The sequence below is a fragment of the Mesorhizobium sp. WSM4815 genome, assembly GCF_055811575.1.
Genome location: NZ_JBVVQS010000101.1, coordinates 494,620 through 508,494, shown reverse-complemented (window position 1 = coordinate 508,494; position 13,875 = coordinate 494,620). Strand labels below are relative to the sequence as shown.

The window sequence follows — 13,875 nt, the reverse complement described above, 5'->3', positions numbered from 1 at the left end:
GCAGGCTGTATCGGCGCGACCGGCGGATTAGGATCATGGCGCGCTCACTTCGCAAGCAGTGGTCGCGCGCCGTATCTGTACCCATTGCCCGCGAGGAGAGTTGATCGTCGATGATAGTGGTCGTGATCGTCGCAACGTTTGGTCGCAAGGAACAAGTGACTCGGCTTCTTTCACAGTCGCAAGGGGCTGGGTGGAGCCCGAGTAGAATCTGAAGATCTAGTGCAGAGGTAAGAGATGCTCCAGGAACTGCCTTTTTCCCTCGACAGCGGCGCTCGTTCAAATCATCGAGTTCGGCGCCTGGGCAACCTGTCGGCTCGGCGCGACGGTTGGCGCATTCTCCACGTCGTGGTGTATGCGGGGATGTCCCTGGCCTGCATGTTGGGTGCCTCGGCTGCAAACCCCACAGACTATGTGCTCGGCCCGCAGGACAAGCTCCGCGTCAAGGTCTACGAATGGCGTGCATCACGCGACAAGATTTTTGGCTGGGATGCTCTCAATGACGAATACATAGTCGGTCCCAATGGCTCCGTTTCGCTACCGCTGGTCGGCGAAATCAAGGCTGCCGGACTCACCACCGGTGAGATCGCGAACTCGATCGGCGACAGCCTCATGAAAAGCGTCGGCCTCTCGCGAAAACCGAACACCGCTGTTGAAATCGTCCAGTTCCGACCGTTCTACGTCGTCGGCAAGGTGACGCAGTCGGGAGAATTCGCATACCGGCCCGGGCTGACCATCTTGCAGGCATTGAGCATCGCGGGCGGGTTGCGGACTCGAGAGGACAGGGATGCCAGGTTCGAGCGCGAAGTGATCCAGGGCCAAGGGGATGTGAGCCTGCTTAGACTGAGCGAGGCCAGTCTCCTCGCTCGCAAGGCACGGCTCGAGGCGGAACTCTCGCATGCCAGCGACATTCAGTTTCCGGCCCAGTTGACGTCGCGTATTCAGGACGACGTCTTTGCCGTGCTCTTGAAGCAGGAACGCTTGATCTTCCAGGCGCGCAGCGAGGGATTGGACACTCAGGTCAAGGCGCTTCTTGGTCTCCGCGAGTTCCTCCAGAAGGAACTTGCCTCGCTGGAAGCGCAACTCGTTTTTCTCGACAAGCAGATCGGCTCAATCCAGAAAGAATTGACAGCGGTTTCGGCGCTTGTCGCCAAAGGTCTTGCGGCGGCGCCGCGCGAGTTTTCTCTGGAGCGGGCCCTTGCCCAGGCGCAGAGCGAGAGGTTGTCGGCGGAAACCAGTCTGCTGCGCGGGCGCCAGGAAATCAGTAAAACTGACATATCAATTCTCGAGCTCCAGGATGGGCGCGAAAATGAGATAACGGTCGATCTGCGTCAAACGCAAGCTGAGCTCGATGCTCTCGAAAGCAAGACAGAGACGACAAGGCGGCTATTGTACGAGTCCGCGGTATCTGCCCCGAGCCTTCTTGCCCGCCGAGCCGACGCGGAGCTGGCTGCGCCGATCTACACGATTTTCCGGCCGTCGGCGGACGGTGCGACAGTGCAAATCCAAGCTGACGAAACGAGTGCCGTCGAGCCCGGAGACACGATCAAGGTTGAAATACCACTGGCTGAGGATGAAACGGGCGCGCTGGACCTGACATCGACCGAGCGGCATGAGGCGCCGGGAATAGAACTCAAGGCAGAGACCGCCGGCGACACTGTAGGCATTCCGTAGCCTCCCTGCGGATTTTTGGCAGGATGAGGCAGACGACTTTGAGAGGCGACGAGGAGAAGCCACAAAAGCGCCTTCAGCCACCTGAGCAGGAGGGAGAAGCTCGGACCGAAGGAATATGAGCATGCCAACGCAGTCGATGATGTCTCCGTACATGCCGAAAAACAGCCAGCGAGTTGGCCCAGTTGACGCATTGAGAGGCTTAGCCATGACGGCGGTCGTGGCACAGCATTGCGGATTGTTACCATTTGGATGGACGGGTGTGTGGCTCTTTTTCGTGATCTCCGGATACGTTGTTACCCTTACGGTGATAAGCCGGGAAAGCGATCAACCGGCGCTAGAGAGGTTGGTAGGGTTTTTTCGCAGGCGCGCACTTAGGATCGTCCCTGTCTATTTCGCCTACATCTGCGCAGGTGTCGTGACCATCCTTGTGAGTGGGAGTAGCCTCGACCTGATCGCTCTTGGCTCGCTACTGGGGTTTATCAACAATCTGGCCATGACGCTTGGGCGAGGTGAGCTTGATTCTTGGCCCGTCGGGCACCTGTGGACTATCTCAGTGGAGATGCAGTTCTACGTCATCTACGGCTTTGCGCTGTTCCTGATGTCCCGCCGCACCGTAGTCTTGCTGCTACTTTCTATGCTCATCTTGGCGCCTATGTTGCGCCTAGCCGTATCGATTGGCCTAACCAGAATCGGATGGGGTGCCGAAACCAGCGCGTACGCGGTCTACGCTGGATCATTTCTTCATACCGACGCCTTTGGGACGGGCTGTTTGCTAGCTTTTTTAAGTAAATATGGAATGCTCCAAAGAAAAGCTCCATTTGTTGCAATAGTTGGAACCTGCTTACTTTTCATCTATGTAATACTTTACACAAGCATTAACTACTATGTCGTGGAAGCGCGGGGCATCGACATCCTAAAAAACGTCCTCTCCGGAATTCTGTGGGGGCAGTATCGCGAAGTATTCCTTTACAGTGCGCTAGCCGCCGCCTCTGCCGGCCTTGTAAGCCTTGCCGCTGTGGAGCACCATTCCGTTCACTGGCTTTTGAGACTGAAATCTCTCCAACATATTGGAGAGATTTCATATGGCGCATACATTTACCATGCGATTGCGGTCGTCGCGGCCAAGTTGGCCCTCTCTCCGATAATGGACTTTTCGGCGAACCCGAGGCCAATCCATACGTGGATCGCGTTGTTCTTGTTGGCATACCTTCTGACGATTGTCGCCGCAGAACTTTCATTCCGATTTTTCGAACGCCGCTTCCTGGGTATCCACAATCTGCGATCTCCCACCGGGCAAATTTCCGAGATGCCGACATGACAACGGTGCGTATTGCTCTTGCTTTCCTCTCGCTTTTGTTTGCCAACTCTGCCAGCGCGGCGCGGGAGCAACACCTTTGCAAAGAGCCGGCGCCCGTAAATGTGAACCGCCCCGAGTTGATCGAAGCTGTTTCGTTTGAGTCACGCGGCTATGGCTGGTTCATCCAACATGGCGTCGTAGCGTTCCTCGGCTTCGGCCGGCGGCATGTTGCCGATGGGCTCCAGCAGCCGGCGATTGTTGAACCAGTCGACCCATTCGAGCGTGGCGAACTCGACGGCCTCGAATGAGCGCCAGGGTCCGCGTCGATGTATCACTTCGGCCTTGTAAAGACCGTTGATCGTTTCGGCGAGAGCATTGTCGTAAGAGTCGCCGACACTGCCCACCGAAGGCTCGACGCCGGCCTCCGCCAGGCGCTCGGTGTATCTGATAGAGACGTATTGGCTGCCTCTATCGCTGTGATGGATGAGCCCGCCTCCCTGCACGGGCCGCCGATCGTGGAGAGCCTTGTTCCAGAGCGTCCAGAACGAAGCTGGCATGCGCCGTCCGGCTCACCCGCCAGCCAACGATCATTCGCGCAAAGGTGTCGATGACAAAGGCGACATAGACGAAGCCCGTCCAGGTCGCGACGTAGGTGAAGTCGGAGACCTGCGGGCAAATCTTGTCGACCCAGTCCCCTGCACTCCGGCCTCGGGCTGGGAGAAGGGCCAGGTCGAGAACCTGGTGGGGTTGGTGCGCGAGCGCTTCTTCACGCCGCGTCGGCGGGTCAAGAGCTATGACGAGTTGAACGTTGTGCTGCTCGATAAAGCCATGGCTTATGCCCGGGCGCATCGGCATCCCGAACTCCGAGACCGGACGATCTGGGAGGTGTTCGAGACCGAGCGGCCGAACCTGGTGCCATATGTCGGCCGCTTCGATGGCTTCCACGGCGTGACGGCATCGGTGTCCAAGACCTGCCTGGTGCGCTTCGACAACAACCGTACTCGGTTATGGCAAGTGCAGTCGGCCGACCGGTCGAGATCAGGGCCTATGCCGATCACATCAAGCTGCGCCAGGACGGCAGGATGGTCGGCGAGCATCCCCGCTCTTTCGGTCGCGACCAGACGACCTTCGATCCGTTCGCACTACGTGCCGGTGCTGGCCCGCAAGCCCGGGGCTTTGCGTAATGGCGCTCCCTTCAAGGACTGGCTGCCTGCCGGCATCGACAAGATCAGGCGTCGTCTCGCCGCTCTCGATGATGGCAATCGGCAGATTGTCTCGATCCTCACGGCGGTGCTGCAGGATGGGTTGCAGGCGGTCGAAGCCGCCTGCGCCGAAGCCCTGCGGGAAGGAGTCTGCTCGGCCGACGTCATCCTCAACATCCTGGCCCGGCAGCGTGAACCCACCGCGCCAGTGACCATCATGACGACGCCACAAGCCCTACGGTTGCGCAGTGAACCAGTGGCCGATTGTGCCCGCTACGACAGCCTGAGGAGGGCAATATGATGGAACGGTCCAAGATCCTGACCACAAGCTCTACGGCATGAAGAATGCCTACGACGAGATCATAGCCACCGCCATCAAGCGCCAGCACGATCCCCAACGCGTCGTGGCCGACCTGCTCACCTCCGAGATCGCCGAGAAGCAGGCTCGCTCGATCAAGTACCAGGGTGGCCAACTGCTATTCCACCTGGTCAGCCGCCTCTACGAGCAGACCTCGGTCATCGTCACTACCAACCTGACCTTCGGGGAATGGCCGTTGGTCTTCGGTGACGCCAAGATAACCATCGCGCTCCTCGACCGGCTCGCTCACCACTGCGATATCGTCGAGACCGGCAACGAGAGCTGGCGCTTCAAGAACCGCGCCTGAACCCCAACCCGCTGAACCGCCCAGGTGCGCAACCCCGAGCAGCCTCGACGGATCGGATCAGCTCACCGACCTTAGGGAGTCAATATTGTGATCCGGAAAATTCAAAGGTAAAGAGCGAGTATCGTCGACTTTGAAGCCATCGGTGGGGATACTCAAAACGTCGCCCCGTGCCATTCGGTATCGAGCTGTCACGCCTTACTAGGGATCCTCACATGGACAAAGCGACGACCATCATTGGAATAGACTGCAGCCCACGCGCGTCCAGTAACTCAGCGCGGATGCTCGGCGAGGTTCTTCGCTCGCTCGAGAGAGATCGGCGGGTGAAGGTCGTGGAACAGGTGCGTCTGGCCGATGAGCGTATCGACTGTCTCGGGTGCGAGCAGTGTTATCAAACGTTCGGATACCACGGCGACGGGATCGATCGTGTTCTGTCACTCATGAAAGAGTCGGACGTGATTCTGATGGCTACTCCCACCTGCTTCGGAATGCCGCCGGCCCTGGGCGTCGTCTTGCTTGACAGATCGGATCCCTTGTGGCGCGACGGACAACAGCTCAAAGGAAAACTCGGAGCGGTCATCGTCAACGGCGCCACCGATCCCGCGGACGATCCGAGTGTGCGCCTGTGCGCGGACAACATGATCAAGTTTTTCGAACAGCACGAGATGCCCTGCGTCAAGCCGGTCCATCTGGGGGGAACGCTCGCGTATCCCGAGCAACGGTTTCCGGACCCGCTCCCCGCCGGGACGATGGGCGTTCTCGAGCAATTGGCTGACGAGATCCGGCAGTGGGTCGGGAGCAGGTGATACCGGCACATCTCTTGCCTCCTCGCGTGGTGAGACACGACCGCCCAGGTGCGCAACTCCGAGCAGCCTCGACGGATCGGATCAGCTCACCGACCTTAGGGGTCAATATTGCACGCCGATAAGGGGTCAATCTTCAACGCCGTTTGACAGGGATCTCCGTATCAGGAGCCTTCAGGCGATCCGACCCGCCGGTCGCGGGCCGAACTAGGAGTCCTGCGTCGGGAGCCGCGTGACGGGCGTACTTGCGCCTAGAGCACGGACTCTGTTTACGCTGATGACCGCAACAGCAATGAAAAAGACGATACCCGGATCGGCGCTCCCACCGGCCAGAGAGCCGGCAACAATGGAAGCCAGAGCACAAGCTCGTACGCTTGACACCACTGCGTTGGTTTCTGGATCGATATACTGTTTGAGGCTTCCCATGCCCCGAAAAACCACCACCAAGAGTACTACCATCATCAGGCCGCCGACCAAGCCAAGCTGTGACGCAACTGCGATCGGCCAGCTAGATGCACGCGAACTGCCCAAGCCTACACCGAGACCGCTCGTCTCGAAGAACGCCTCCATACTTTTAGCGTTCCAGTACGCTCGCTCCTGGCCAGAGGAGGAATTTCCCTTATTTATAACCATAGAATCAAGTAGTTGGACGTATGGAGTGAAGAAACCCTCATCATAAAGGCCGATCGCCAAGGCCATGCAAACACCAAGCGAAACGACGGTGAGGACCAAGATTTCGCTCTTGTCGAAGCGGCCGGAAAGGAATGAGCGCAAGATAGAGATCGCAACAGGAATGCTCAGTATGGCTAGTCCCACATAGGCCACCGAAGACGTGGAAAGGGCCAAAAGGACAAGCACCAGAACTGCCAGTCCCCCCGCCAGCCGCGACTTAGTTTTGCGCCAGTAAACATAACAGAATGCTAAGCAGGCGAGTGATCCGCCGCCGAAGGCCGATGCCTCGGAGGCGGCACCCGTAATGCGCCAAAAACCACCCGTCTTAACTTCTGAGAGCATCGCGTAGTTGGCTGTGCGGATCGGCCGAAGGACATCTCCTGCTCCTGCTAGCTTGCCGATTAGGTCGATCAATCCCATCCCGCAGTGGAGACCGCACGAGAGAAGGAATGCGCGCCGAATTTGGTCCATTATATCCTTGTGCAGAAGCAGAACGCACAGGGCGATAGCAGTGAGGCCCCCCAAAACGAAATATCCGGTTTGTGAGATATTGCCCGACACGGGTGCAAGCGGAGCCTCCACGACTCCGCGTCGCATTGTCGATTGTACAAAGACAATAGTATCTCCCGCGAAGAAGCGCGGGAACAACCAGGCGCCGACAATGGCATAGAGCATCAGCCCGCAGAGGGCCCAGATCGGTCGGATTTCGCCGAATACATCGCCGAGGTGCCGCCAAATTCGTCGCCTGAAGGCGACGGCAGTCACCAGAAGCGCAGCGAAGAACGTGAAGATGAGTGGCGACGATCCCCCAAACGAACCTAACGTAACAACGGCTGTTGCACCGAATGTCAGCGACACAATGAGCCCGATGATTAATGGAGCCCGGAAATAGCATCCTAGAAGCAATATTCCAGTGCAAACTAAGAGACCGATGAACGAGACCTGCATGATGCTAGGTCCAACCCAGCGGCGTGAACCGATCGCTTTGACTTGCGTTTGGATAGTACGAACATTGCAGCGACGCGGGACATCGTTCAGGATAAGAAATCCAGATAGTCTGTACGCAAAATTCGAGCGCCGGGGCGGCAATATCGTTGCAGGCTCCGAACCCTTTTGCCGAAGCTATCTCGCCAGCAGCGGCGCGCAATGGCTTCATCTGCACAATGCCCCTAGAACTTGACCCGCTTAAAAACGCCCTCAGGCATCGCGGCGATTACCCCCATGACAAGACGCCAGCTTCTTCTCACGTAGATGATGTCGCGGTGCCGCGATTCCGCAGCCTCGTAGATGGCTTCGGCTACTTCATCAGGTTCTGCCGTTAAAAATGGTGACAGTTTCATCCCGTCTGTCATTCGGGTCCGGACGAAACCCGGCATGACCGTCACCACCCTCACGCCTGAGTGCCACAATCGACCTCGAAGCCCCGACAGGAAAGCAGTCAATCCGGCTTTGGCGGAGCCGTAGACATAGTTGGAGGCGCGGCCGCGGTTTCCGGCGACCGAACTGACACCAACGATGGTGCCGGTGCCCCGCTTCTCGAATCGGTCCGCCAGCATGCCAAGGAGAATTGCGGGCCCCTCAAAATTCGTACGGAGTGACAGTGAGGCGTATGCCGTGTCGGCAACCGCTCTCGACTGGGTTGGAAGCATTCCCACCACGCAGACGACTGTATTGGGCAATGTGCCGAGTGAATTGATGAACGGCCCGAACGACTCCGTATCCAAGATGTCGAGGCGGCAAAGTTCGGCCTTGGCCTGCGAGGCGGTGAGAAGGTGGTTGACCTCCCGCAGGCCTTCTTCGTCGTTTCGGGCCGTAAGGATCACTTTCCAGCCATGCTCGGCATAGACGAGGGCCGTTGCCCTCCCTATGTCCGAAGTGCCGCCTATGATCAAGGCGGTTCCCGGTTGTGTCGTCATACTGCGATCCTTTTCGATAACATCGACGCGAGCCGTCCTTCGGCCCCAATCGCGCGGCGCTGCTGACGAAATACAGAAAGGTTCGGATAGCCCGCCTCGAACGTTTCGGGCCGCTGGCGGGCGTCCTTAGCCAGATAGAGCCGCCCTCCCCCTTCGACGACCAAGCGGTCCAATCTATCCAGAAGTGAGAAGATGCTGTCGGATACGGGAAAATCGAGAGCCAGCGTGACTCCCGGCATAGGAAATGAAAGCTGGCCGCCACCCTTGCCCAACGTCTTGAGGACGGCAAGGAACGACGGGTCCCTCGTTGTGGCAATTTCTCCCATGATTTCCGGCAAGACGCGTGACGCTGTCTGATGGGGGAGAACGAATTGGTATTGCAGGAACCCGCGGCGGCCGTAGAGCCGGTTCCATTGGTCAAGGCCGTCCAGGGGGAAGAAATAGGATTGCCACGTCACCAGTTCATCCTTGGTGCGTGCGCGGGCGTAACGGAGCGCATTAAAGGCTCGGATGGAGTGCCTGTTGAGAAGAAATCCCGGGGCATCCAATGGCACAGCAATCCCGCGACCACGGGTATTCGGGTAGATCGGTGCACCCGGGTTTCTTTCCTGGAGAGCGTCAAGGCTGACATGTTCGCCGAGGTAAACCAGCGAGCGGCCAAGCGCGTTTCCCCTGGAAAGGCAATCGACCCAAGCTACGGCATAGCTGGCGCCTTCATTAGCTGTCAGTAGCTGCACGGCCGATAATATATTCTCGGCTCGTACAGTGTTCTGCCTCATCCATCCTGTTTCGACCTTGATCAACCGGATCGTAGCCTCGACAATCGTTCCAGTCAGGCCCATCCCCCCAATCGTAGCTTTGAAGAGGTCAGAATTATCATCCCGGGAGCATCGGACCGTCTGTCCCGAGGGAAACATCAGTTTCAGCGCTTCTACATGATCGCCGAAGCCCCCGACCCAATGATGGTTTTTGCCGTGAACGTCCGCAGCAATCATGCCGCCGATCGTGACAAAGCGCGTGCCCGGTACCACGGCAGGGAAGAACCCTCGAGGCAGGAATCTGTCGATTAGGTCAGCTAGTAACACACCAGCTTCGACTGTCAGTAAGCCCGAGGTTTCGTCGAAACCCTTCATTCGGTCGAAGCGACGCATATCGAGCGTCACTCCTGCACCGATACTGGCGTCGCCATATGAGCGTCCGTTGCCTCGCGCCACGTAGGTCGGTATGTGCCGCTGCAGCATCGCCAGTTCGCGAGGAGATCCCGGGCTGACGACGTTGCTGCTGTGCCTCGGATACCGTCCCCACCCGCTTAGCTCCACTGTGGCCTCCCGGAACGGAAGGTATATCTGCTGTCGAGGGCGAACTTGGTTGCATAGCCGATGGCAAGTCCGAGAATCGCGCCCGAATATTTGGCAAGAGACGTCCCCCAAATGTGCCAGAATCCTATTTCGAAGGCCCAGGAGATAATCGTCGTTAGTACGCTGAACACCCCGTAGAGCGTTACCTTGCGGGCTTCCTGGTACCTGCCTTCAAACGGATCAAAGAAGATGTAGTTTTTGTCGAGAACATATTTGACGACAAATCCCCCGACGGTGCCGACCGTGATTGAAACGAAGAGAGTGAAAAACGGTGCAGCGCGAACTGTTGCCTCCTGCAACAGGAGGTTGGCTGCCGTCGCGATGACTGCGAAAGCGGCATAACGGGTCGCGTATGTTGTGAATTGAAGGGAACGCATATCGTTACACCATTTCGCGTTGCCTAGACCGCCGCCACGACAGCTAGCCCGGCAATGAGGAATGACAGCAGGCTGTTGCGGTCGGTCATCGCAAACACAATCGGATCCTCGGTCATGCTGCGCCTGTGAGCAATCATCACCAGACGGCTGGTCCAGTAGATGAGCACGGGGCAGACGAACCAGAGCATTTGCGGCCGTTGGTAGAGCACGTTCACGTCCGGCGAGGATATGTACAGCGCGAACACGGTGACGGAATTGTAGCCCGCGGCCGCTGCAAACGCGGCAACCACGCCGAGATCCTCGAACTTGTAGTTCCGGTTCGAAGGCTCCGACAGTTGGAGATCTAGGCGTGTGGCAAGTTCGGCATATCTCTTGACCAGGGCCAGCGCCAAGAAAATGAAGATGGCGAAGGTCAGAAGCCACGGAGAGACGTGCACTCCGATCGCGATAGCCCCGGCAATGATGCGCACCGTGTAGAGCATCGCGAGCGTAACGACGTCGATGAGCATCTTGCGCTTGAGGTAGAACGAATAGGCCGTGGTAAGGACGAAGTACCCAAGGAGGACGGCAAAGAAGGCAGGAGACACACCAGTAGCGAGGATGAATGACGCGATTAAAAGCAGCGGCGCGGCGAGCAACGCGTGGATCAGTTGGATTCTGCCCTCCGCCAGCGGTCGATGCCGCTTGGTCGGGTGCGCCCTGTCGGCCTGAAGATCAACGAGGTCGTTGATAATGTAGACACTCGAAGCGCAAAGGCAAAAGCTGAGGAATGCGATTCCGAGCTCGATCAGGTTCTCGGCAGTGAACTGGTGGGAAGCCAGCAACGGAACCAGCAGCAGAAGGTTCTTCGTGTATTGGTGCACCCTCAAAAGGCGCGCCCATGTCCGCCAGCTTGGTTTCTGGTGGGGCAGGTATTCCTTTTCGACAGGCATTGCCGCAAGCCTTCTGGAAACCCGTCCAGATGTGCGGATTGCAATTGCCGTTCCGCATTTTGACCAGACAGCCAGGTCGTCGGCATCGTTGCCAATGTAGTCGAACCTTCCCTCGCCGAACACTGCGACCAGCTTGGCTGCTTTCGTCTTGCCCGAGCAGTTCGTGGTCGCATCCGACCCGATATACCCATCAAAAACGCCCAAGTGATCTGCAACAGCTCTGACGATGCGTTCGGAAGCGGCGGATGCAAGGTAGACTTGCCGCCCGTCCTTCTGCGCCGCCTCAATCTCTTTGAGCACAGCTTCGTCGTATGGAAGCGCAGACGCGTCGAACTCTACCGAGGAAGCAGCGCACTGCTTTAACGCAGCCTTGCCAAGCCTCAGTGCTTTTAACATGTCGACCGCAGATTGAGGTCGGCGTGCAAACTCCGACAGGGCGGTCTCTATCAACAGGTCTGAACGAACCAGTGTCCCGTCCATATCAACAACGAGCGGGCGACGGCAAGCCGGTAGCGGCGCCGCAACTTCGACATGTATCGATTCTTGCGCCATTTGCGCTTCGCCCACTCTGCAGGTTGCAGAGCTGAGCAGATCACGCGCTCATGACGAAGCGTAGTGCGCAAAACGGAGTAAACGATACCACCATCGTGTGAGTTTTGCGCTCATTGACGAAGCGTAGCGCGCAAAACGAAGTAAACGATACCACCATCGTGTGAGTTTCGACGAATTATGATGCGTTGCAGCGGGGGCGGCTGGGCCGCACAAAGCTTTGGCACATATGGAAATTCGTATCGAACTGGCCACAGCGATGTTCAAGAACTTGGTAGCGCACCGCGGGAGCTCCAGACGTGTAGACCGCGTTCAAAATTGCACCCATAACGGCAATAAATCTCTATGTTTGTCAATATTACAAATGCGTCCTGAATAACGATGGCGGGATCAGGGGCAATGGTGAGTGTTCTCAAAGTCGAGCCAGATAATAACATTCAGAACAATTCCATCGATGGTAACAGTGTCGCTTCAGAACCCAAGGACGGAATTGACAGGAAGTTCACCCTATTTTGCGTCTTTGCCGCCATTGCAATGGGGGCAATGTTGCGTTGGCTCGTCAACTCAGACGAGGCGTTTTGGTATGACGAGGTGTGGACCGCGACGATTGCACTGCAGGACTGGCGCGGGGCACGTGAGATTCTGGGGATCGATGTAAACGCACCCCTCTACTACCTGACTGTCTGGGGGTGGGGGCAACTCTTCGGCGTGTCTAATGTTGCAATTCGTGCGCCTGGCATGATTGCCACCGCCGCTGCGCCATTAATGGCATGGATGCTGTTGCGCGGACGGATGCCACTGCATCAAAGGGCCTTGTTCACGATCATCATCGCGCTGTGGATTCCCAGTTTGTATTACGCCGAAGAGGCGAGAAGCTACGCCTTCACGGTGTTCGGTTCCGTGTTGCAAACCGTTTTCTTCTTTCGTGCGCTACGGGGCAAAGACGAGACCGGGGACATCACCGGGTGGGCGCTGTCGGGGCTGTTTCTCGGACTGAACCATTACACGACCTTGGTCATGTCAGCAGTCCAGGGGGTGTCGCTTCTTCTTCTTTTTTGGCGAACGCGGCCCCTCGCGATTGCCTTTGCAGGTTTTGCCTACACGCCAGTTGCCGCGGTCTTCCTGAGCCACTACGAAGCCATTTTGCACATAACCACTTCCCAGAACTTCTGGCTCAAGCCGTTGTCGCTCTTCGATCTCGGACGTGCGTTGAAGTTCCTGGCAGGCGAAATCTATGTCGCCCTCCTCCTGGTCTGCGTTATTGGTGCGGCGCTTCTCATCGATGCCAAAAACGCGGCTGATGAAGGCACGCTGCGCCGCTATCGCGTGACCAACGTCGCGTTGTTGTGGATAGCGCGCCTGCGCAACTCCATCCGATCATCCCCGCTATTCCTGACCGCCTTGGTAAGCTTCCTTGGGTTATGCCTTTTTCTCGGCATTGCAGTACTTCGACCTACTTTCATGCCTCGCTTCCTGTTCCCCTTTGCACCTGGCCTTTTCCTCGGCTTGATATGGTTCATCGACGCAATGCCGAGCACTCGCTTATGCGCACGCTACGCGACAGTTGCCGTGTTCTTTGCAGGTGCCTTGATCTGGGGGGTCCAAAGCTCTACAGAAATTAACAAACACCTGACATGGGAGCACGAAAGCGCGATCTTGAAGGACGCTGGAGTCTCGGAAGTCCTTTTCATCCTCGATCAGGGCTTCCCAACTCCCTACCCCGAATTTTTGCATCCCAAAGTGTTCGGCTTTTATTTTTCCCGCGCCGGAGCCGACGTAAGGGTCCGGGAGTTCGTTCCCGATTATCAGGGATACTCCGATCCGAGGCCGCATCTCATCAGCTTTCTCAGTGAGAAGCCTGGACGTGGTCTGATCTGGAGCATTTTTCCGGGGCCCTCTCCCGACCCCATACCGTCTGACCTCGAAGGCAAGATCAGGCGAATTCGCGAGCGCGGATTCTCGGCAGTATATGATCATACCGTCATGGAGGATATTGAGGGCGTTGATTGCCACGCGACACAAACCGGACCCTGGTCAAAGTATACCTGCTACTCCGCTCACGATCCGACGGCACAGGGTGAACTACTCGATGATTAAGGTTTGACCTTCGGCGTGCCATACCAACGCAGCAGGCGGCTTGCGCGTGCCCGAACGGCGCCTGTTAATCCTTTGCAGTTTCGAAGCAAGCGGACATTCTCCTGAGTGCAGCTCCGAAGCATGGGGCAGGTCGACCGAAATATGACATTGCTTTTTTGCGTCAGCTTCGACCTGTCGAAGCCGACGCGCATGCCGCAGGCTGAGCCACGGGCCGCATTCTACGGTGAAGCGCGACCGCTCCTTGCTGTCGCCGGATCCCGGCATTTTCTTTTTGTTGCGACGTCTACCCTTCGCGGCAGGCTGTTCAAAAAGTGCCTCCAGCCGTTTTGTGGACGGCAC

General features: G+C 57.5%; 11 protein-coding genes and 2 pseudogenes. 6 read left to right on the top strand and 7 right to left on the bottom strand.

The window, feature by feature from the left end; genetic code table 11:
* Positions 1–234 precede the first annotated feature (234 nt).
* Together AC0L2B_RS27905 and AC0L2B_RS27900 are read left to right on the top strand one after the other, a co-directional pair.
* Positions 235–1,671, top strand: a complete 1,437-nt coding sequence (locus AC0L2B_RS27905) for a polysaccharide biosynthesis/export family protein (RefSeq protein WP_473747620.1) — start codon at positions 235–237, stop codon at positions 1,669–1,671.
* Between the two features lie 121 nt (positions 1,672–1,792).
* Positions 1,793–2,989, top strand: coding sequence for an acyltransferase family protein (locus AC0L2B_RS27900; RefSeq protein WP_473747619.1), 1,197 nt, complete (start codon positions 1,793–1,795; stop codon positions 2,987–2,989).
* A gap of 140 nt (positions 2,990–3,129) precedes the next feature.
* On the opposite strand, the pseudogene AC0L2B_RS27895 reads toward AC0L2B_RS27900, so the two are convergent.
* Positions 3,130–3,634: pseudogene (locus AC0L2B_RS27895) on the bottom strand (IS3 family transposase); the annotation flags it as partial.
* 12 nt (positions 3,635–3,646) lie between these two features.
* On the opposite strand from AC0L2B_RS27895, the pseudogene AC0L2B_RS27890 reads away from it, so the two are divergent.
* The 3 genes and pseudogenes from AC0L2B_RS27890 to AC0L2B_RS27880 all read left to right on the top strand — a co-directional run.
* Positions 3,647–4,471: pseudogene (locus AC0L2B_RS27890) on the top strand (Mu transposase domain-containing protein); the annotation flags it as partial.
* Between the two features lie 37 nt (positions 4,472–4,508).
* Positions 4,509–4,835: an ATP-binding protein gene (locus tag AC0L2B_RS27885; RefSeq protein ID WP_473747618.1), complete on the top strand. Its 327-nt coding sequence runs from the start codon at positions 4,509–4,511 to the stop codon at positions 4,833–4,835.
* Positions 4,836–5,047: 212 nt separating this feature from the next.
* A complete protein-coding gene (locus AC0L2B_RS27880; RefSeq protein ID WP_473747616.1) occupies positions 5,048–5,638 on the top strand; it encodes a flavodoxin family protein in 591 nt (196 codons plus the stop codon).
* Positions 5,639–5,842: 204 nt separating this feature from the next.
* On the opposite strand, the gene AC0L2B_RS27875 is transcribed toward AC0L2B_RS27880, so the two are convergent.
* The 5 genes from AC0L2B_RS27875 to AC0L2B_RS27855 form a co-directional block, all read right to left on the bottom strand.
* Positions 5,843–7,255 carry a hypothetical protein gene (locus tag AC0L2B_RS27875; RefSeq protein ID WP_473747615.1) on the bottom strand — a complete coding sequence of 471 codons (1,413 nt, stop codon included), beginning with the start codon at positions 7,253–7,255 and terminating at the stop codon, positions 5,843–5,845.
* Between the two features lie 221 nt (positions 7,256–7,476).
* The gene (locus AC0L2B_RS27870; RefSeq protein WP_091590014.1) at positions 7,477–8,223 is read right to left on the bottom strand and encodes an SDR family oxidoreductase; all 747 of its coding nucleotides are present in this window, start codon (positions 8,221–8,223) and stop codon (positions 7,477–7,479) included.
* Positions 8,220–9,464, bottom strand: a complete 1,245-nt coding sequence (locus tag AC0L2B_RS27865; protein WP_473747614.1) for an FAD-binding oxidoreductase — start codon at positions 9,462–9,464, stop codon at positions 8,220–8,222. Before AC0L2B_RS27865 ends, AC0L2B_RS27870 begins: the two co-directional genes overlap by 4 nt.
* Positions 9,465–9,532: 68 nt before the next feature.
* Entirely contained in the window at positions 9,533–9,958 is a 426-nt protein-coding gene (locus AC0L2B_RS27860; protein ID WP_091590011.1) for a GtrA family protein, read from the bottom strand.
* Between the two features lie 23 nt (positions 9,959–9,981).
* Positions 9,982–11,442 (bottom strand): UbiA family prenyltransferase, encoded by a 1,461-nt coding sequence (locus AC0L2B_RS27855; RefSeq protein ID WP_473747613.1) that lies wholly within the window; start codon positions 11,440–11,442, stop codon positions 9,982–9,984.
* Between the two features lie 396 nt (positions 11,443–11,838).
* On the opposite strand from AC0L2B_RS27855, the gene AC0L2B_RS27850 reads away from it, so the two are divergent.
* Positions 11,839–13,536 carry a glycosyltransferase family 39 protein gene (locus AC0L2B_RS27850; protein WP_473747612.1) on the top strand — a complete coding sequence of 566 codons (1,698 nt, stop codon included), beginning with the start codon at positions 11,839–11,841 and terminating at the stop codon, positions 13,534–13,536.
* On the opposite strand, the gene AC0L2B_RS27845 is transcribed toward AC0L2B_RS27850, so the two are convergent.
* The gene (locus AC0L2B_RS27845) at positions 13,522–13,875 is read right to left on the bottom strand and encodes a hypothetical protein (protein WP_473747611.1); all 354 of its coding nucleotides are present in this window, start codon (positions 13,873–13,875) and stop codon (positions 13,522–13,524) included. The two genes, AC0L2B_RS27850 and AC0L2B_RS27845, sit on opposite strands and share 15 nt — an antisense overlap.

What these genes read in the sequence shown, in the direction of transcription:
- AC0L2B_RS27885 (WP_473747618.1), top strand. Translation starts at nt 4,509, where the DNA reads ATGAAGAATGCCTACGACGAGATCATAGCCACCGCCATCAAGCGCCAG.
- AC0L2B_RS27905 (WP_473747620.1), top strand. Translation starts at nt 235, where the DNA reads ATGCTCCAGGAACTGCCTTTTTCCCTCGACAGCGGCGCTCGTTCAAAT.
- AC0L2B_RS27855 (WP_473747613.1), bottom strand. Translation starts at nt 11,442, where the DNA reads ATGGCGCAAGAATCGATACATGTCGAAGTTGCGGCGCCGCTACCGGCT.
- AC0L2B_RS27850 (WP_473747612.1), top strand. Translation starts at nt 11,839, where the DNA reads ATGGTGAGTGTTCTCAAAGTCGAGCCAGATAATAACATTCAGAACAAT.
- AC0L2B_RS27870 (WP_091590014.1), bottom strand. Translation starts at nt 8,223, where the DNA reads ATGACGACACAACCGGGAACCGCCTTGATCATAGGCGGCACTTCGGAC.
- AC0L2B_RS27875 (WP_473747615.1), bottom strand. Translation starts at nt 7,255, where the DNA reads ATGCAGGTCTCGTTCATCGGTCTCTTAGTTTGCACTGGAATATTGCTT.
- AC0L2B_RS27865 (WP_473747614.1), bottom strand. Translation starts at nt 9,464, where the DNA reads ATGCTGCAGCGGCACATACCGACCTACGTGGCGCGAGGCAACGGACGC.
- AC0L2B_RS27860 (WP_091590011.1), bottom strand. Translation starts at nt 9,958, where the DNA reads ATGCGTTCCCTTCAATTCACAACATACGCGACCCGTTATGCCGCTTTC.
- AC0L2B_RS27900 (WP_473747619.1), top strand. Translation starts at nt 1,793, where the DNA reads ATGCCAACGCAGTCGATGATGTCTCCGTACATGCCGAAAAACAGCCAG.
- AC0L2B_RS27880 (WP_473747616.1), top strand. Translation starts at nt 5,048, where the DNA reads ATGGACAAAGCGACGACCATCATTGGAATAGACTGCAGCCCACGCGCG.